The organism is Dyella subtropica (genome assembly GCF_026283965.1).
Classification (GTDB): Bacteria; Pseudomonadota; Gammaproteobacteria; order Xanthomonadales; family Rhodanobacteraceae; genus Dyella_D; species Dyella_D subtropica.
This window is the reverse complement of sequence record NZ_JAPDPD010000007.1, coordinates 190,287-208,082: the sequence shown is the minus strand read 5'-3', so window position 1 is coordinate 208,082 and position 17,796 is coordinate 190,287. Positions and strand designations below refer to the sequence as shown.

At 63.8% G+C, this 17,796-nt stretch carries 19 protein-coding genes; 10 read left to right on the top strand and 9 right to left on the bottom strand.

All coding sequences use genetic code 11. The annotated features are described in order from the left end of the window. The first annotated feature begins 203 nt into the window (after positions 1-203). Genes tesB through OUZ45_RS08285 form a run of 3 tightly spaced genes read left to right on the top strand, consistent with a single transcriptional unit; the run spans position 204 to position 2,270 of the window. On the top strand, positions 204-1,067 hold the full coding sequence (tesB, locus tag OUZ45_RS08295) for an acyl-CoA thioesterase II (protein WP_266169461.1): 864 nt from the start codon (positions 204-206) through the stop codon (positions 1,065-1,067). Between the two features lie 33 nt (positions 1,068-1,100). Then, positions 1,101-1,493 (top strand): putative signal transducing protein, encoded by a 393-nt coding sequence (locus tag OUZ45_RS08290; protein WP_266169460.1) that lies wholly within the window; start codon positions 1,101-1,103, stop codon positions 1,491-1,493. 60 nt (positions 1,494-1,553) lie between these two features. Further along, positions 1,554-2,270, top strand: a complete 717-nt coding sequence (locus OUZ45_RS08285; protein ID WP_266169459.1) for an arginyltransferase — start codon at positions 1,554-1,556, stop codon at positions 2,268-2,270. A 75-nt stretch (positions 2,271-2,345) separates the two neighbouring features. Here OUZ45_RS08285 and OUZ45_RS08280 read toward each other — a convergent pair whose 3' ends face one another. Both OUZ45_RS08280 and purT read right to left on the bottom strand, forming a co-directional pair. Next, the gene (locus tag OUZ45_RS08280) at positions 2,346-3,857 is read right to left on the bottom strand and encodes an FMN-binding glutamate synthase family protein (RefSeq protein WP_266169458.1); all 1,512 of its coding nucleotides are present in this window, start codon (positions 3,855-3,857) and stop codon (positions 2,346-2,348) included. 87 nt (positions 3,858-3,944) lie between these two features. Further along, a complete protein-coding gene (gene purT, locus OUZ45_RS08275) occupies positions 3,945-5,126 on the bottom strand; it encodes a formate-dependent phosphoribosylglycinamide formyltransferase (protein ID WP_266169457.1) in 1,182 nt (393 codons plus the stop codon). A 147-nt stretch (positions 5,127-5,273) separates the two neighbouring features. On the opposite strand from purT, the gene OUZ45_RS08270 reads away from it, so the two are divergent. From OUZ45_RS08270 to OUZ45_RS08250, 5 genes are all read left to right on the top strand, one after another. Next, positions 5,274-6,794, top strand: a complete 1,521-nt coding sequence (locus tag OUZ45_RS08270; RefSeq protein ID WP_266169456.1) for a transglutaminase-like domain-containing protein — start codon at positions 5,274-5,276, stop codon at positions 6,792-6,794. 70 nt (positions 6,795-6,864) lie between these two features. Beyond that, the gene (locus OUZ45_RS08265) at positions 6,865-7,737 is read left to right on the top strand and encodes an SPFH domain-containing protein (RefSeq protein WP_266169455.1); all 873 of its coding nucleotides are present in this window, start codon (positions 6,865-6,867) and stop codon (positions 7,735-7,737) included. An 11-nt stretch (positions 7,738-7,748) separates the two neighbouring features. Next, complete coding sequence (locus OUZ45_RS08260) at positions 7,749-7,940, top strand: type II toxin-antitoxin system antitoxin (protein WP_266169454.1); 192 nt, start codon at positions 7,749-7,751, stop codon at positions 7,938-7,940. Positions 7,941-7,965: 25 nt separating this feature from the next. Beyond that, positions 7,966-8,340, top strand: coding sequence for a DUF3887 domain-containing protein (locus tag OUZ45_RS08255; RefSeq protein ID WP_266169453.1), 375 nt, complete (start codon positions 7,966-7,968; stop codon positions 8,338-8,340). A gap of 9 nt (positions 8,341-8,349) precedes the next feature. Further along, positions 8,350-9,129, top strand: coding sequence for a CPBP family glutamic-type intramembrane protease (locus OUZ45_RS08250; RefSeq protein WP_266169452.1), 780 nt, complete (start codon positions 8,350-8,352; stop codon positions 9,127-9,129). A 1-nt stretch (position 9,130) separates the two neighbouring features. On the opposite strand, the gene OUZ45_RS08245 is transcribed toward OUZ45_RS08250, so the two are convergent. Continuing rightward, positions 9,131-9,508 carry a DUF423 domain-containing protein gene (locus tag OUZ45_RS08245; protein WP_266169451.1) on the bottom strand — a complete coding sequence of 126 codons (378 nt, stop codon included), beginning with the start codon at positions 9,506-9,508 and terminating at the stop codon, positions 9,131-9,133. A 72-nt stretch (positions 9,509-9,580) separates the two neighbouring features. On the opposite strand from OUZ45_RS08245, the gene OUZ45_RS08240 reads away from it, so the two are divergent. Together OUZ45_RS08240 and OUZ45_RS08235 are read left to right on the top strand one after the other, a co-directional pair. Next, positions 9,581-10,195 carry an SCO family protein gene (locus OUZ45_RS08240; protein WP_266169450.1) on the top strand — a complete coding sequence of 205 codons (615 nt, stop codon included), beginning with the start codon at positions 9,581-9,583 and terminating at the stop codon, positions 10,193-10,195. Beyond that, a complete protein-coding gene (locus OUZ45_RS08235; protein WP_266169449.1) occupies positions 10,192-10,665 on the top strand; it encodes a copper chaperone PCu(A)C in 474 nt (157 codons plus the stop codon). The genes OUZ45_RS08240 and OUZ45_RS08235 overlap by 4 nt, the downstream gene beginning before the upstream one ends. 12 nt (positions 10,666-10,677) lie before the next feature. Here the strand turns inward: OUZ45_RS08235 and OUZ45_RS08230 are convergent, their stop codons facing one another. The 6 genes from OUZ45_RS08230 to OUZ45_RS08205 form a co-directional block, all read right to left on the bottom strand. Further along, positions 10,678-11,562 carry a cytochrome c oxidase assembly protein gene (locus OUZ45_RS08230; RefSeq protein ID WP_266169448.1) on the bottom strand — a complete coding sequence of 295 codons (885 nt, stop codon included), beginning with the start codon at positions 11,560-11,562 and terminating at the stop codon, positions 10,678-10,680. A 97-nt stretch (positions 11,563-11,659) separates the two neighbouring features. After that, complete coding sequence (locus tag OUZ45_RS08225; RefSeq protein ID WP_266169447.1) at positions 11,660-13,555, bottom strand: GldG family protein; 1,896 nt, start codon at positions 13,553-13,555, stop codon at positions 11,660-11,662. Between the two features lie 3 nt (positions 13,556-13,558). After that, on the bottom strand, positions 13,559-14,293 hold the full coding sequence (locus OUZ45_RS08220; RefSeq protein WP_266169446.1) for an ABC transporter permease subunit: 735 nt from the start codon (positions 14,291-14,293) through the stop codon (positions 13,559-13,561). Next, entirely contained in the window at positions 14,290-15,222 is a 933-nt protein-coding gene (locus OUZ45_RS08215; RefSeq protein ID WP_266169445.1) for an ABC transporter ATP-binding protein, read from the bottom strand. The genes OUZ45_RS08220 and OUZ45_RS08215 overlap by 4 nt, the downstream gene beginning before the upstream one ends. 331 nt (positions 15,223-15,553) lie before the next feature. Further along, the gene (locus OUZ45_RS08210) at positions 15,554-16,906 is read right to left on the bottom strand and encodes an SRPBCC family protein (RefSeq protein WP_266169444.1); all 1,353 of its coding nucleotides are present in this window, start codon (positions 16,904-16,906) and stop codon (positions 15,554-15,556) included. Between the two features lie 210 nt (positions 16,907-17,116). Further along, the gene (locus tag OUZ45_RS08205; RefSeq protein ID WP_266169443.1) at positions 17,117-17,758 is read right to left on the bottom strand and encodes a response regulator; all 642 of its coding nucleotides are present in this window, start codon (positions 17,756-17,758) and stop codon (positions 17,117-17,119) included. Positions 17,759-17,796: the final 38 nt, after the last annotated feature.

Genomic DNA, 17,796 nt, shown 5'->3' with positions numbered 1-17,796 from the left:
CCCGCGTTGATCCACAGAGCGCGCCAGGTGGTGGGGCGTGGCGCAGCGCCTGACTGACTGTCAGGCCAAGCCGCGCATCGCCGCATGGCGCGCTCTGTGGATCAACGCGGGCTACGCGGAGACTTTGAACAGGCTCTAAGGGTGAAATATCCGAGGCCGGCTATACTCGCGGCCCATCGCAACGCTACACCGAGCCTCACCCCATGACGGAAAACCACGTCCGCGAATTGGTCGACCTGCTGCAGCTCGAACGCCTGGAAGACAACCTGTTTCGCGGCCAGAGCCGCGATATCGGCACGCATTTCGTGTTCGGCGGGCAGGTGCTCGGCCAGGCGCTGTCGGCCGCCCAGCAGACGGTGGAACCGTTGCGCGAGGCGCACTCGCTGCATGCCTATTTCCTGCGCGCCGGCGATATCAACGCGCCGATCGTCTATAGCGTGGAGCGCACGCGTGACGGTGGCACCTTTTCCTCACGCCGGGTGGTAGCGATCCAGCACGGCCAGCCGATCCTCAATGGCTCGATCTCGTTTCAGGTGCCGGAGTCCGGTTTCGAGCACCAGATCGCGATGCCGGAAGTGCCGGCGCCGGAAGACATCGAACCGATGCAGCCGCTACCGCCGGAAAAGCTGGCCAAGCTGCCGGAGAAGCTGCAGCGCTGGCTGGGCGTGGATGCGCCGATCGAATTCCGCCACGTGTGGCCGCAGAACAAGCTGCATCCGAGCAAGCGCCCGCCTTACCAGCACATCTGGTTCCGGCTGACCGCGCCAGTGGAGGACTCGCCGGTGCTGCATCGCGCCCTGCTGGCTTACGCCTCGGACTTCAACCTGATCGGCACCGCCACCTTGCCGCATGGCATCTCCTACTACACGCACAACGTCCAGATGGCGAGTCTGGACCATGCGCTGTGGTTCCACCGCCCGTTCCGTGTGGATGAGTGGCTGCTGTACTCGTTCGACAGTCCCACCGCACAGGGCTCTCGCGGTCTGGCCCGCGGCCAGATCTTCAGTCGCGATGGGCGGTTGGTGGCCTCGACCGCGCAGGAAGGCCTGATCCGTCTGCGCAACTGAGACGGTCGGTTCCAGCGGCGGTAAACTGCCGGCATGCGCCAGCTCTATACCTCTCCCCGCCCTGAAAACATCGACCGTGTGGTTGCCCTGCTCGGCGAGCACGGCATCGAATGCACGGTTGCCAACCGTTCCAACTGGAACAAGCCGAGCTACGAGCGCTTCAGCTACTCGCAGCGCAAGGAAAACCGCGACCGCTGGCCGCAGGTCTGGGTCACCAAGGCCGACGACTACACCCAGGCCCGTATCCTGTTGCGCGAAATCGGCATTGAGCCGGTGATACGTCACGGCGAGGAGCTGGCCCTGGCACGCAACCCCACCCCGGAGCTGCGGCGCCAAAGCGTGGCCACGCGTGCGCGCCGCATCGTGATGCTGGCCGTGGCCGGCGCCTTTGTGGTCCTGATGCTGCGCTATCTCGGAGTGCTATAGCCCACGCCGGAAAACTGAGACTCTTGTCACAGTAAGCCGCGTCGGACATAGAATCAGCACATGCGCTCCGACCGCGTCCGCCTTTTCCAAACCCTGCCTCACGCTTGCGGCTATTTTGCGGACCGCACGGCGCAGAATTTGGTGATCGATCCGGCCGCGCCGCAGCTAGACCAACTGTACGGCCCGGCCCTGGAACGAGGCTTCCGCCGTGCCGGTGGCCACCTCTACTTCCCCTATTGCAGCCATTGCCGCGCCTGCACGCCCTGCCGCATCGACGCAGCGCGGTTCCAGCCTGACCGCTCGCAGCGCCGTTGCCTTAAGCGCAACGCCGATCTAGAGATCGTTGAATCCATGGCCGGCTACAACGCCGAGCGGCATGCGCTGTACGAGAGCTACCTGCGCCAGCGCCATCCCGGCGGCGGCATGGACGAAGCCGACGCCAGCGACTTCCGGCGCTTCCTGACCGCGCCCTGGAGCCCCACGCTGTTCCTGGAGTTCCGCCTCGGCTCCCGCCTGCTCGGTGTCGCTGTCACCGACATCTGCCTGCACGGCGTGTCGGCGGTCTACACCTTCTTCGATCCGGACGAGACCGCGCGCGGCCTGGGCACCTTCGCCATCCTCCAGCAGGTCGAGCTGGCCCGCCGCCGCGGCCTACCCTGGATCTACCTGGGTTTCTGGATCGAAGGCCATCCCAAGATGGACTACAAGCGCCGCTTCCAGCCCCTGCAGATCCGCACCACCGACGGGTGGGTGGATATGCAGGAGCGTGAGAAGTGAGGGGAGAGAAGTAAGAGGTTCACGTCGACGGTTTGCGAAAGCCTTGGCGCGCTCTCACTCGTTTCTCACTCCTCCTTACTCACTCCTCGCTTCTTCCGGATACGGGAACAACTTCACCAGCGGCAGCGAGACACCGTCGAGGCCCATCACACGACAATGCGTGCGGTTGAGTTGGCGGGGCTCTTCCACGCCGCAGCTGTGCGCGATGATGCCCACTTCCTGCATCACGTTTTTCGCGTAGTGGTAGACGCGCTCGCTCTTGTCGGTGACGACCAGGCCGCGCTGCAACTTGATGTTCTGCGTGGTGATGCCGGTGGGGCAGCTATTGCGGTTGCATTGCAGGGACTGGATGCAGCCCAGCGCCAGCATGAAGCCGCGCGCGGAGTTGACGAAATCCGCCCCCATCGACAGCGCCCACGCCACGTCATACGCGGTGATGCACTTGCCTGAGCAGATGACCTTGATGCGGTCGCGCAATCCATGGCTAATCAGCGTATTCACCAGCGCCGGCAGAGACTCGCGCAGCGGCAGGCCGACGCCTTCCATCAGGGTTTGCGGCGCCGCGCCGGTGCCGCCTTCGGAACCATCGACGATGATGAAGTCCGGCGCGCTTTCGATGCCGCGGCGATGCACTTCGTCGCACAGCTCGCCGATCCACTCCAACCCGCCCATCACCGCCTTGAAGCCGGTCGGCTTACCGGTGAGGTCGCGGATGTGGCGAATCGCATCCATCAGCTCTTTCACGCTGCCAATGTCGTGATGGCGGTTGGGACTTTGCGAATCCTCGCCCACCGGGATGCCTCGGATAGCGGCGATTTCAGGCGTCACCTTGGCACCTGGCAGCAGACCGCCCATGCCGGGCTTGGCGCCCTGCCCCAGCTTGATACTGACCATCTTCACCTGCTTGTGCGCGCAGATGGCCAGCAACTTCTGGTCGTCGAGCTTGCCGTCGGGTGTGCGCACGCCGTATTTGGCGGTGCCGATTTCGAAGATGATGTCGCAGCCGCCTTCGAGGTGATACGGCGCAAGTCCGCCCTCACCCGTATCCATCCAGATGCCCGCCTTGGCCGCACCGATGGAAAGCGCACGCACCGCCGGGGCAGACAACGCGCCAAAGCTCATCGCGGAAATATTGAAGAACGCAGCGTGACTGTACGGCTCACGCGCATATGGCCCCAAGGTCACCGGCCGGGGCGTCACGTGCTGCTCGTCTAGCGCAGGGAACGGCGCGTTCACGAAGAAAGGCACGCCCTCCGCACGCAGGTCGCGGCTGGAACCGAAGGCGTTGGTGTTGTCCACGTTCTTGGCCGCGCGATAGACCCAGGTGCGCTGCGCACGGTTGAACGGCATTTCCTCGCGATCGCTGGAATACAGGTACTGGCGGAAGAATTCGCCCAGGTGCAAGAACCAGTAGCGGAAGTGGCCGATGACGGGAAAGTTGCGCAGCACCGAGTTGGCTGTCTGGTTGCGATCCACCAGCCACAGCACCAGCACTACCATCACGGCCACGGCAAGCAGCACCATGAACAATGCCGCGAACGTTTCCACCAGCACGACCAGCCAATGTGCAAAAGCCGAGGTTTCCATATTGCTCCCTGCCTAGAGACGCGACCTGGGGCCGCGTCGTGGGTTGGATGATGTTGCCGGTCATGCTCGCATAACCGACCACATCGTTTAGAGATCCACGCGCAACTTTCCTGCCGCACGCACGGCCTTCGCTTTAGCCGCCCCGATGCTCTCATCGCGAGCCAGCGTCACCGCCATGCGCCGGCGGCCTTTGACGGCAGGCTTGCCGAAGATGCGCAGTTGCGTGTCGGGTTCGGCCAGCGCTTCGGCCACGCCGTGATAGCGCGGCGCATCACCGTCACCCTCAACCAGCACGGCACAGGAGGCCGAAGGCCCGAGCTGGCGGATCGCCGGTATCGGCAGGCCGAGAATCGCCCGCGCATGCAGCGCGAATTCGGACAGATCCTGAGAAACCAGGGTGACCAGACCGGTGTCATGTGGACGTGGGCTGACCTCGGAGAAGATCACGCTGTCGCCCTTCACGAAGAATTCGACACCGAACACGCCCCAGCCACCCAGCGCATCAGTGATGGCCGCCGCCTGGCGCTGCGCTTCGGCCAGCGCCTTGTCGCTCATCGGTTGCGGCTGCCAGGACTCGCGGTAGTCGCCGTCTTCCTGGCGATGGCCGATCGGTGCGCAAAAACTGGTGCCGTCTTTGTGTCGCACGGTAAGCAGGGTGATCTCGTAATCGAAATCGACGAAGCCTTCGACGATCACCCGCCCCTTGCCGGCGCGTCCGCCAGACTGCGCATAGTCCCAGGCGTGCTGAAGCTCATCCGTTGTGCGCACCACGCTCTGGCCCTTGCCGGAAGAACTCATCGCCGGCTTGATCACGAACGGCAGGCCGATCGTGGTTGCGGCCTCGTGGTATTGCGCCTCGTCGTCGCAGAATCGGTAGGGCGACGTGGGCAGACCCAGCTCCTCCGCCGCCAGCCGGCGGATGCCTTCGCGATCCATGGTAAGCCACGCGGCACGCGCGGTCGGGATCACTTTCAGGCCTTCCTTCTCCAGCTCCACCAGGGTCGGCGTGTGGATGGCCTCAATCTCCGGCACCACCAGGTCGGGACGCTCCTGCGCGATCAGCGCGCGCAGCGCGGCGCCGTCCAGCATGTCAATCACATGGCTGCGGTGCGCTACCTGCATGGCCGGCGCGTGGGCGTAGCGATCGACCGCGATGACCTCCACCGCATAGCGCTGCAGCTCGATCGCGACCTCCTTGCCGAGCTCGCCGGAGCCGAGCAGGAGCACGCGCAGGGCATGATCGGAATGGGGCGTGCCAAACGGCTTCATCAAGGTCTCCGGGGGCGGAAAAAGGGGGCATTGTAAGCGGGTCGTTTGGGGGATCGCCGGGTCCAAGGCGAAATCTCGCTGCGCTGCGCATTGACGCCGGCCTTGAGTCGGCATCCACTGTGCTCGTCCCATCCCCAGGGAACTGCAATGCGCCGACCGACCGCCACGCTTTTGCTGGTGCTGTTGTTGTGCTCTGCCCCATGGGTCATGGCTGATACGGCCGCGCCCACCGTCGAGACGACCTGGATGAGCGTGCTGCTCGGCGGCCGCAAGATCGGTCATCTGCAGATCGACCGGGAACATGGCCAGGGCGTGGTGACCACCACCCAGACGCTATCGATCATGCTCAACCGTAGCGGAAAGAGCATTCCCTTGAGCAACATGATCCGTAGCGTGGAAACCACCGACGGGCAGCCACTGGGCTTCGCTTCGCGCACCTCCATGTCATCCATGGACAGCGTGATCGACGGTCAGCGCCAGCCGGATGGGAGCTACAAGGTCACCATCACCGTGGGCGGCGCGACGCGGCAAAGCTCCCTGATCTGGCCAAGTGGCGCCTTGCTCAACGACGGGCAGCGGCGGGCCATGCTCGAAGCCAGCCACCAGCCGGGTTTGCACTACCCATTGCAGATGTTCGACCCGGCCAGCCAGCAGGCGATGGATGTGGCGGTGGAGGTGATCGGCAACGAGTCGGTGGCACTCCCGGGTAGCACGGAGATACTGAACCACCAGCGCCAGCGCCTGCATCAGCTGCGCGGCGACCAGGTGATGGATCTGTGGCTGGACGAGCGTGGCCAGGCACGCAAGGGCGTCATATCGATGCTTGGCCAGCAACTGGAAATGCTCGCCTGCAGCCAGGCCTGCGCCATGGCGCCAGTGCAGGATGTGGATATGTTCCACGCGGCCATGGTGGCATCGCCGCGCCCGCTTACCCCGGACCTGCGCGAGACTTTCCTGCGTTATCGGGTGCGCATCCAGAGCAGCAGCGCACAGCCGCTCATCAATACCGATGAGCAGCGCGTGCGGCGTCTGGGCGACAAGGAATGGCAGATCGACATCGGTCCCGCCTACTCCGGTGGCCAGGCGCCGCCACAACCGGAGGACCTGCAGGCGAACGCCTGGCTGCAATCGGATGCACCCGCCATCCGCGATCTCGCCGCGAAAGCCATCGGCAACGCCAGCAGCGATCGCCAGAAGATGCGCCGCCTGCGCAGCTTCGTGAGCCAGTACATCACCCAGCACGGGTTGGACGTCGGCTACGCCTCGGCGCTGGAAGTTGTGAGCACCCGTCAAGGTGACTGCACCGAATACTCGGTACTGCTCGCCGCGATGGCGCGTGCCGAGGGCATTCCAGCCCGAGTGGTCACCGGCATGGTCTATGCCGACCGCTACGCCGACGCATCCCGGGTGTTCCTGCCGCACGCCTGGGTGCAGGCGTGGATCGACGGGCGCTGGCAAAGCTACGACGCAGCGCTGCACCATTTCGACAGCACGCACATCGCGCTGGACACTGGCGATGGCGATCCATGGCACTTTTTCGCCGCCACCGACCTGTTCAGCGCCATGCAAATCGAGGAAGTCATGCCGTCCTGGGAGTTCATGGGCACGACTCCGACCATGCCGATCGCGGCTCCGACCGGCAACGCGGGCGGTGGTCGAGGGGGATGAGTCGGCCCCAGGCACTTGCGTTTAGATATCATTGTGATATCAAATAATCCCATCTTAGGGAGGTATCACCATGAACGAACGTCAAGGCTTTTCCGTTGCAGGTATTCCTTTCATCGCGGTGTGCCTGGTGCTGGCAGGCTGCGGTGTCGCGTTGTTGCTCACCGCCGCCGCCCATGAGTTATCCGCCCTGCGATTCATGGGCGGCGCGGTGACGCTGGTGTTCACCGCTTTCTTGCAGAAAGGTTTCTTCCAGGTCGCACCGAACGAAGGCCAGGTGGTGCAGTTGTTCGGCAAGTACGCCGGCACCGTGCGCGAAGAAGGCCTGCGCTGGACCAACCCTTTCTACAGCAGGCGCCGTGTTTCGCTGCGCGTGCGCAACTTCGAGAGCGGCAAGCTCAAAGTCAATGACAGCGACGGCAACCCGATCGAGATCGCCGCGGTAGTGGTGTGGCAAGTGGTGGATACCGCCGAGGCTGTGTTCTGCGTGGACGACTACGAGAACTTCGTCCACATCCAGAGCGAATCGGCGCTGCGCCAGATGGCGCAGAGCTACCCTTACGACGCTCATGACGACGGCAAACCCTCGCTGCGCAGCCACGGCGAAGTGATCAACAACCACTTGCGCGACGAGATTCAGGCGCGGCTGGAAAAAGCCGGCGTCAGCGTCGTCGAAGCGCGCATCAGCCACCTCGCCTACGCACAGGAAATCGCCCAGGTCATGCTGCAACGCCAGCAGGCCAGCGCCATCATGGCCGCGCGCGAACGCATCGTGGAAGGCGCGGTTGGCATGGTCGCGATGGCCTTGGACCGCCTGCGCCAGCAAGGCGTGGTCGAACTGGATGAAGAGCGCAAGGCCGCGATGGTCAGCAACTTGTTGGTGGTGCTGTGCGGTGACCGTGCCACCCAACCGGTGGTCAACGCCGGCACGCTCTACGGCGGCTGAGCGGCTCACGCGTGCCCGCCGAAAAAAAAGCTTATCCGCTGCGCATCAGCGCCGCCGTGCTGGAGGCGATGCAGCGCTGGGCTGACGACGACCTGCGCAGCGTCAATGCTCAGATCGAATACGTGTTGCGCGACGCGTTGCGCAAGGGCGGGCGGCTCAAACCCCGCCCGAGCGACCCCGTCGACGACGACGAAAACCCATAACCCAACCACTCAGGGGGAGTCATCCATGAAACCGCTTGGACTGATCGCTTGCATGACCTTGGCCGCATTTGCCGTCACCGCGCACGCCGAAACACCGTGCGAAACACTGTCGACACATCTGCTTGATGCATTGGATCGCGGTGACTATGCCGGCGCGACTGCTGATTTCGATCCGACCATGAAAGCCAAGCTCAGCCCCGACACGCTGTCCCAGGTATGGCAGGCCATTCCCCAGCAATTTGGCGAGCGCGGTGCACGCGAGACGGCTCAGTCCAGTCAGCTCGGCGACCACACCGTCGTGCTGACCGCCCTGCACTATGGTCAAAGCATGGTCGACTCACAGGTGGCCTGCAGCGCCGACGGCAAGATCGCCGGTTTCAACATCAAGCCCCATCACTGAGTCGCCGCCATGTCCGATTCGACCGAATCTGTCGTACGCGGCCCTCACCTCAAGCTTGCACTGTGGCTTGGCGCGGCCTCCACGCTGGCCGCGCTCGCGGTCTTTCCATATCTACTCACATTGATGCCCACGTGGTTCGCGACGCTGCCGGTACCACTGTGGAAGCTCGTGGCGGCCCAGGTCGTGCAAGCTGGCGTGCTGTGCTGGCTGCTCGCCTGGCTGGGCCTTTATCTAGGCGGTCGACATGGACTCGATGCCCCCTGGCTGCGCGCGCTGGTCTACCGGCAACCCATGCCCACGCGGCGGCCACACTGGGTGTTGGCGGCGGTGCTGGGCGTTCTGGCCGGGACAGCGGTGATTGGCATTAAGTTGATGCAGCCCAGTCCAACACCGCTTGCCTTCGACGCCGTTGGACAAGCCTGGCGCGGCGCCCTGGCTTCGCTCTATGGCGGCACCGTCGAGGAAATCGTATGCCGGTTAGGGCTGGTCAGTTTGCTGGTATGGCTGTTGGCCTGGACCCGGCGGCGGCAGGCAAGGCCGTGGATGTTCATCGCCGCTATCGTGCTCGCCGCCCTGCTGTTCGGCGCGTCTCATCTGCCGGCTGCATTCGCCAGCGGCACGCCCCATACATCATTCGCGATCTGCCAGAACATCATGCTCAACGCCCTGGTCGGCCTGGTGTTCGGCGGGTTATTTTGGAAACTCGGTCTAGAGCACGCGATGCTGGCGCATTTCTGTGCAGATCTCATGCTGCATGTCGCCTCCCCGCTAGCACTGGGACAGGCCTAGCTCATGCGTTGCGCCGGGCCAGCCCAAAACCCAACGCCATCCAGCCGACGATAAAAGCCAACCCGCCCAGCGGCGTTATCGCACCCCACCAGCGCGGTGCGCCCAGCGCCAGCGCGTAAAGGCTGCCGCTGAAAAGCACGATGCCCAGCGCGAAAGCCGCCATGCCGACGTGACGCCAGCGTCCAGTGGCGGCGAAACTGGTGCATGCCAGCGCCAGGGCATGCCAGAAGTGGTAATTCACCGCGGTGTGCCACAACTCGCTGCCACGAGCGTCCAACACATCGCGCAGAGCGTGCGCGCCGAACGCACCCAGCGCCACCGCGCTGGCACCGGCCAAGCCCACCAGCAAACCGGAAAAAAGGCGGACAGGTTGTCGCATCGGTAGCGGCTCCTCGGGCCTGCGGCAGGGCCGGTGTCGTATGCTGGCGAAATGATCGATCGAGATTCTCGCATGAAGCCCCGCCTCGCCCGCGCCTTGCTCCTGCTGGCCATGCTCGCCAGCACGGTGCTGCTCGCCGCCTGCCATCGTGACGAATCAGCACCGTGGCGATTGACCAATGTCACCGGCCATATGCCGGACCTGGACTTCAAGCTCACCGACGACAAAGGCAAGGCGGTGACCGGTGCCGACTATCGCGGCAAGGTGGTGTTGCTGTATTTCGGCTACACCCATTGCCCCGACGTATGTCCGCTGACCCTCGCCCAGTTGCACGTGGTGATGCAGCGTCTGGGGCCGCTGGCTGACGATGCGCGCATCCTGTTCGTCAGCGTCGATCCGGCGCGCGATACCCCCGATGTGATGCACGCCTATGTCAACGCCTTCGACCCGCGCGCTGTGGGCCTCTCTGGCGAACCACGCGCCATTGAGGCGCTGAGCAAGCGTTATCGCTCCGCTTACACCCGCGAAGCTGACAAGAGCGACGGCCAGTACGAGGTCAGCCACAGCTCGGCCATCTATCTGTTCGATCGGGAGGGCAAAGCCCGCCTGTTGTCGACGCCGGCCAATCCTCAGGACGACCTCGTCCACGATCTGCACCTGTTGCTCGGCCTCGGAGCTAAGCCATGAATTTGCGCTGCCTTCCTTTGCTGCTCTCGGGCCTGTTGCTTGCAGGCGGCGCGATCGCCAGCGATGCCGATCACGTGAAAGCATCGCAGGCATGGATTCGCGTGATGCCCGGCAGCTTGCCTGCGGGCGGTTATGTCACGCTGGAAAACCATGGCGCTCAGGCGGTCAACCTGCGCAGTGTGAGCAGCGAGACCTATGCCGAAGTGATGCTGCATAAGAGCAACACCGAGGGCGGTATGGGCCGCATGGAAATGGTGGACAGCTTGTCGATCCCCGCCCATGGCAAGGCCATGCTTTCACCGGGTGGCTACCACCTGATGCTGATGAAGGCGACCAAGCCGGTGAAGGTCGGCGACAAGGTGAAGCTCAGCCTGCGATTCGCCGATGGCAGCACGCTGCTCACGGACTTCGATGCCCGCCCGGCCAATACCGTGGATGGCAATGACACGATGGATCACCAAGGGCACTAAGGGCCACCCCTCTCAATCCTGCGCTGGACTTACTCGTGCCGCAGCCAATTGAGCGGCGCGCTGCGCCTCCCACCGTTTCGACTTGATGCGCCCGCTGCGCGACAGCCGCACCCATTGCCGCATGGCCAGCAGGCCGCCGATGGATTCGATGATCGCCGCCGGCACCCACATGATCACGCCGCCTACCAGCTGGCCAGTGAGCACGTTGAAGGTGAACGCGCGACCGCAAATCTCGAAGATCGGATAGAGATCGCTCTTGGAGAATGTGACGATGGCGCCGGCGAGAATCTGCGGGCTCATGGTGATGCCCGGCGACAGCACGCGCATGCCTGCCGTCATGCGCCCCGGCGGATGCGGCCGATGGTCCAGCACCAGCCACCAGTAGATCAGGCCACTCACTATCATCGACCAGTTCATGAAGCGGTAGATGCGCCAGTCCAGCATCGCCAGCGTCTGCATCGATGGAATCAACCAGACGATGATGAAGGCGACGAACAGGATCGTCGCCACCGCAGGATTGAGCAGCACCGCGCTCACCACACGCCACGGCCAGGAACGCAGCAGCGGACGCAGCACATGCACGCGCCACCACAGCGGCAAGCCGGCGCGCAACACCCCGCCCGGGTAAGAAGCGATGATCAGCAGCGGCGCGAGGTGATGCAGCAGCACCTGCTGGATGCGATGCATGAAGAACTCATGCTCGGCGTAGTAATCAAAATAGGTGTGCAGCGACAGGTAGACGATCGCCATGCCAACCCAGAAGGCCAGCCGCCGACCCGCACTCACCTGCGCCCGCCGGCAACCGCGCACGTACAGCACGGCGACGGTCACGAAGGTCAGCAGGAAGACCCAGGAGAACTCCCAGGGCACCATCCACTTGAGCACGCTCGACATCATCGATCACATCCGGGCCGGGACCGACCGGCAGCCATCAAGCATAGCCCTTCGCATGCACCCGCCGGATAGCGTGGGTTGCGACAGATTGCCGCCGCACTCATGGCCGTCTGCGGTTGCGTCGTGAACGTCGCCAGCCGTAGACCAGGCCAACCAGCGTGATCAGGGCCGGCACCAGCACGATATTGATGAACTTCAGGCGCATGCCGAGCGCATCGATCTCCGCGTTCAACTGGTGCTGCACGTCGCGCAGCTCCTTGTTGATGGCCAGCTGGCGCTGCAGGAACTGCTCGATCTCGCTCTTCTGCTCGGCACTGACCGCGTCGCCACGCGCGGCCTTGCCCGGCTGCAGTTCGGACAGGCGGCTGCGGGTCACCACCAGCTCGCGTTGCAGTTCCTGCTTCTTGGCCAGGAACTTCTGGTCGGCCGCGCTCTGCAACGCCAACACGCGGGTGAACGGACGCTGCGAACTGCTGCGGCCATGGATCGACAGCAGGGCCGAGGAGCCGCTGAGATTGTCTGCAAGGTTGGTGACGAAATCGCCGTTATTCGCCAATGCGCTGAGCTGCAACGGCCCCAGCAGGCTTTGCGCATATGACACCCACAGGCGGTCGGACAACAGATCGGTATCCGCCACCAGGATCACTTCAGCGTTATCGGCTGCACGCGCCAGATGACCGGCATGCTTTGCCAACTCGGGGAATGCCGATGGGAAGGCGCCACGCACCCGCGCCGCAATCACATAGCGGTTGTTGTCCGGCTTATAGCCATCGAGCAGCGCGTTCGGATCGCTGGTGGATTCGCGCACTCGCTGCGCCGGCACCACTTCGGCATCCGTCGTGCTCTGCAGCAGCGGAACCAGGCGCGAGGTGGCCTTGGGTGCCAGATCGAAATAGCCCACGCTGGACAGATTGATGCGCTGCAGGCTGGCTGTGACCACATCATTGTGGTTGAGCTCCTGCCCGGCCAGGCCGAGCATGGCCGGATGATTGGTGGCGCTGTTGTCGGCCAACTCGATGCGCAGCGCACGCGACCGGTCCAACACCACTTTTTGCGGGTCGTACTGCACACCCCAAGCTTCGAACAGACGGTGCAGATCGGAGTTGTGATCGTCGATCACGCCGTTGCTGTCGACGAAGGGTGCGGTGTCCAGCTCCGCGTCGGGGTCGACGAACACCACCAGGTGTCCGCCGCGCAACACGTATTGGTCGACGGCGTAGAGCGCATCGTCCGACAACCGCTTGGGATGGATCAGTAGCAGCACCTGGATGTCGTCGCCGACGCGCTTGAGTTTGACCGGATCCAGCGCCTTCACTTCGAACAACTGGCCCAGCTGGCGAATCACCGCCCACGGCTCCTCACCGATCACCGGATTACCCTGCACAGGCAGGCTGCTGATCAAGCCGATGTGCGGCTTGGCCGGCTCGTTCAATTCGTACAGCAGCTTGGCGATGTCGTATTCGAGGAAGGTTTCGCGACTCGGATCGAACAACGGTATCGCCAGCGTCTTGCCGCCGGGATGGAGGTCGCTGTCGGTCTCGGCGTCCGACGCGGCCGGCAAGGTACTGCCCACCAGCCCGAAGAACACCCGTTCGCCATTGGTACCGCCGCTGATCGGACTCAGGCCGTTACCCTCCGCCGCGGCTTCGTCGTCCGAGTACGGCACAGGGTCCACCACCTGCAGTCGCAGGCGACCGTGCGCGCGCGCCACCATCTCCTGCAGCAGTTCTCGCACGCGCTGCTCATAGCTGCGCAGCTGCGGCAGATCGCGTGTGGAGTGTTCGGAGAAATACAGGGTGAGTTTCAACGGCGCGTGCAGCTTCTCCACGATATCCACGGTGCCGGGGGTCAGCGTGTAGAGCCGGTCCGAGGTGAGATCGAAGCGCGCCACGCGCATCCAGCGACTGGTGGCCAGCGTGACGGAGACGAAGGCGATCACCAGCAACACCAGTGCACTGGCCAAACGGGTACGGCGACTGAAGTGCAGACGGGCCATGGATCAGGGTGTCCGTTTCAGGTCGAGCACCAACACACCCGCGGCCAGCCAGGCTGCAATGCTTAGTACGAAATACAGCAAGTCGCGCAGGTCGAGCACGCCGCGGGCGATCGCCTCGAAATGGCGCAGCATGCTCAAGTGCGCCAGGCCATTGAGCAGTCTGCGCGGCAGCGAACCCTGCAGGAAGTCCATCACCTGCGGCTGGCCGGCCAGGATGAGCAGGAAGCACACCACCATGGTCAGGATGAAGGCCACCACTTGGCTTTGCGTCACCGCGGACAGGCAGGCGCCGATGGCAAGGAAGGCGCCAGCCATCAACCAGCTACCCAGATAGCCAGCGAGGATCACGCCGTTGTCCGGCGAACCCAGGTAATTCACCGTGATCCAGATCGGGAAGGTCAGCAGAAGCGCCATCCCGATGAACAGCCAAGCGGCGAGGAATTTGCCGAGCATCGCCTGCGCCAGTGTGAGCGGCAGGCTCAGCAGCAACTCCAGCGTGCCGCCTTTGATTTCCTCCGCCCACATACGCATCGACACCGCTGGTACCAGCAGCAGATACAGCCACGGGTGCATCGCGAAAAACGGCTGCAGATCGGCCTGGCCGCGATCATAGAAATCGCCGGCATAGAAGGTGAGAATCCCGGCGAGCACCAGGAAGATCACCAGAAACACGTACGCCACCGGCGTCACGAAGAAACTGCGCAGCTCGCGCCGCGTCACCGCCGATATCGGACTCACGCCCCGCCCTCCGTCCCTGTGGTGATCTGGCGGAACACTTCGTCGAGCCGGCCGCGCTCGAGCTGGATCTCCGACACTTCCAACCCCTGCTGGCGCAATAGCGTTTCCACCGGTTCGAGGATGCGTTCGCCCGAGCGCGGAAATACGGTGATGCGGCCATCGAGCGGGTCAACCTCGATGGAAGCGACCTGCGGCAAACGCCCCAACATTTCCTGCGACACGCCGCTGCCCGGCGCGCTGAACGATACCGCGCCGTGATAGCGCGAACGCCCCTCCAGTTCGGCCGGTGTGGCATCGGCCAGCAGGCGGCCGTTGGAAATGATCACCACGCGATTGCATAACGCGTGCACTTCTTCCAGCAGATGGGTGGAAATCAGGATGGTGCGCTCGCGTGCCATCGCGTCGATCAGCTGGCGCACCGTATGTTTCTGATTGGGGTCGAGACCGTCGGTGGGCTCGTCCAGCATCAGCACCGGCGGATCGTGCAAGATCGCCTGCGCCAGCCCGACGCGGCGACGCAGCCCCTTGGAGAGCGTGTCGATACCGATATCGAGCACCTCTTCCAACTGTAGACGACTCACGACCGCCTCGAAGCGCTGAAAGCCCCGGTCGGCTCGCAGCCCGCGCATGCGCACCACGAAGGTTAGGAACTCACGCACGGTCAGCTCGCCATAACTTGGCGCGCCCTCTGGCAGATAGCCGAGCGCGCGCTTGGCCTTCAGCGGCTCCTTGCGTACATCGTGGCCACACACGCGCGCCGTGCCGGCGGTAGGTGCAAGGAAGCCGGCAATCATGCGCATGGCGGTGGATTTGCCGGCACCGTTCGGCCCCAGCAGCCCAAGCACCTGGCCCGGCTCGGCGCGAAAGCTGAGCGCATCCACTGCAGTAAGTGCGCCGTAGCGACAGGTGAGCTGTTCGGTTTCGATCATGTCCGGTAGAGCAGGATGGCGGGCGCGATGGAGCGGCGTTGGAACCAGGGAGCGCGAACGACAAGCGCTTTAACTGCGCAGCAATGTAACCCAAGCCCTCTGCAGGAGCGCACCCCGTGCGCGACAAACCGGCAGGACTGCCGGTTTGCACGGCGTAAGCCGCCCGTAGGGCGAGGACCAGGGATGGCCCGAGTGAAGAACCTACGAAGCGTAATTAGCACGGCGATCACCCATAGAGCCTGCCCCGCACTTGGTCCGGAAGGTGGGCTCCAACAAATGAAAAGGCCCTTCGCGATGGAAGGGCCCTCTCGAACTCGCTGTGGACGCTGGCTTACTTGCCGGCGCCGGCCGGAGTAGCCGGCGCGGCAGCGGAACCGGCAGCGGCCGGAGCCTGCTGTCCGGTGCCGTCGTCCAGGGTCGGCGGCGGCAGGCCAGCTTCCTGCTCCGGAGTCTTTTCCGGGGCGTCGGTGATCGGCAGATACACCGCGTACTGGGCGTAGCTGGTGATTTCGTCGCCCTTCTTCACTTCCGGCTTCACTTCGATGTCGTAGAAGCGGTTGACCACGTCATCGAACTTGTAGCCGTGAGTCTGGGCGTAGGCCTTGAGCATGTCGCGGGTCTGCGGCACGCCGGCGGCGGTACCGTTCCAGATACCCTTCAGTGCCGAGCCGCCGAACGCCAGCATGCCGCGCACGTCGCCGTCGACGATCAAGCGGCCGAAGCGGTCGTTGCTGCCCGGAGCAGTGCTGTCGCCAGCGTTAGCGGCGTCGGCAGACGAGCTGCTGCTGGCCGGAGCGTTCAGATCCGGTGCCTTGGCGGCAACCAGTTCGTGGCTCTGTCCACCGATGGTCAGGCTGGTCGCGCTAATCGGCAGGGCCACATCGAAGGTGTAGGTCTGGTCGCCGTAATTGGTGGTGTAGATGATGCGCGGACCTACCACGTTCACACCGAGCTTCTTGGCAGCGGCCTGAATCTCGCTTTCGACCTTGGCCGTGGCGTCGTTCAAGGCTTCAAGGCCACCCTTACGCTCGATCGAGGTCGACACCAGCAGCACCGGCGTCGGCTGGGCTTGCTCGATGTACGGGATCAGCTTGCTGTAGTCGATGTTCTGCACCGAAGCCAGCACGTTCTGCAGGTCGTTCAGACTGAACTGGATGAAGGCATCCGGCTCACCGTGAATGTACAGATTGGAGTAACGGTCGATCAGGTTGAAGCCATAGGCGACGTCATACGACCAGGTGATCTTGGTCAGCTGACCGCGGCTGCCCTGACGCTCGAGGTCGAGCGTGAAGTGCTTGTCCTGACCGCGCCAGTCGTTGTCGACGTTCCACACGACCTTGGCTTCTTTGGCGGTCGGATCGATCTTCTCGAAATCCGGCTCGGCGGTGGCCAGGGTCAGTTTGCCCTTGCCCACTTTCTCGTCATTGCTGCTCCAGCTCACTTCGGCGCCGGGGCCATAAGCCTTGCCGGAGAAGGTGAACTGGGTATTGCGGTCAAACTTGCGCTGCACCGAGTAATCGGGGAGGCGACGAAAATTGGCGATTACGTCGTATACCTGACGCATGTCCTTGCCGACTACCAGCGACCTCTCCACATGGCCACTGCCAGGCATGATCACGCCCACCACGACGCCGAGTACGGCGACGATGGCCAGGGCAACAATGAATTCAAGAACACGCATCATTCCAAGGCTCTCCGAACATCTCTCTAGGCGGCACGAAGGCGTCGCCGGAGACCAGCCCATCACGGGAAAACGCCCGAAGGAATCGCATCGTGACAGGGGTCGGCCAGCGCCGAAGCCACCGATGGTACCGGTTCGCGGGCTGGAACGCTATCGGGCCGTGGCGACGTCCGAAAAGCCCCCTGGCAGGGGCTTTCGCCCCTGCTCTCGGACTTAAACGATACCCAGCTCCAGCGCCTTGAGCACGGCCCGGGTACGGTCGCGCACGCCAAGCTTGGAGAGAATATTGGAGACGTGGTTCTTGACCGTGCCCTCGGCCACTTTCAAGGAGTTGGCGATCTCCTTATTGCTGTAACCACCCGACAACAGGCGCAGGATCTCGGTCTCGCGCTCGGTCAGCGGGTCCGGCTGCTCCAGGCTGGTGAACTGGTTCTGCATGCGCCCCACCCCGGCCAGCAGGCGCTGGGTGACCATCGGCGCCACCAGCGAGCCACCGGCAGCCACCGTGCGCACGGCTTCCACCAGCTGTTCCAGCGATACGTCCTTGAGCAGGTAGCCGCGAGCACCGGCCTTCAGGCCCTGCAGCACCAGTTGGTCATCGTCAAACGTGGTGAGGATGACGGTCGGCGGCAGTTCGTTGCGCGCCGACAGCGTCTGCAGCACTTCCAGCCCGCTCATGTTTGGCATGCGCAGATCCAGCAGCACCACGTCGGGCTTGACCCGGGGAATGTCCTGCACCGCCTGCGCGCCATCCGCGCATTCGGCCACTACACGAATGTCTTCAGCCAGATCCAACAGGGAGCGGACGCCCTGGCGTACAAGGTTCTGGTCGTCGACAAGACAAACGGAAATCATCGCGGATCCTCGAAGCGATTGTGGTTCACAGCGCCATG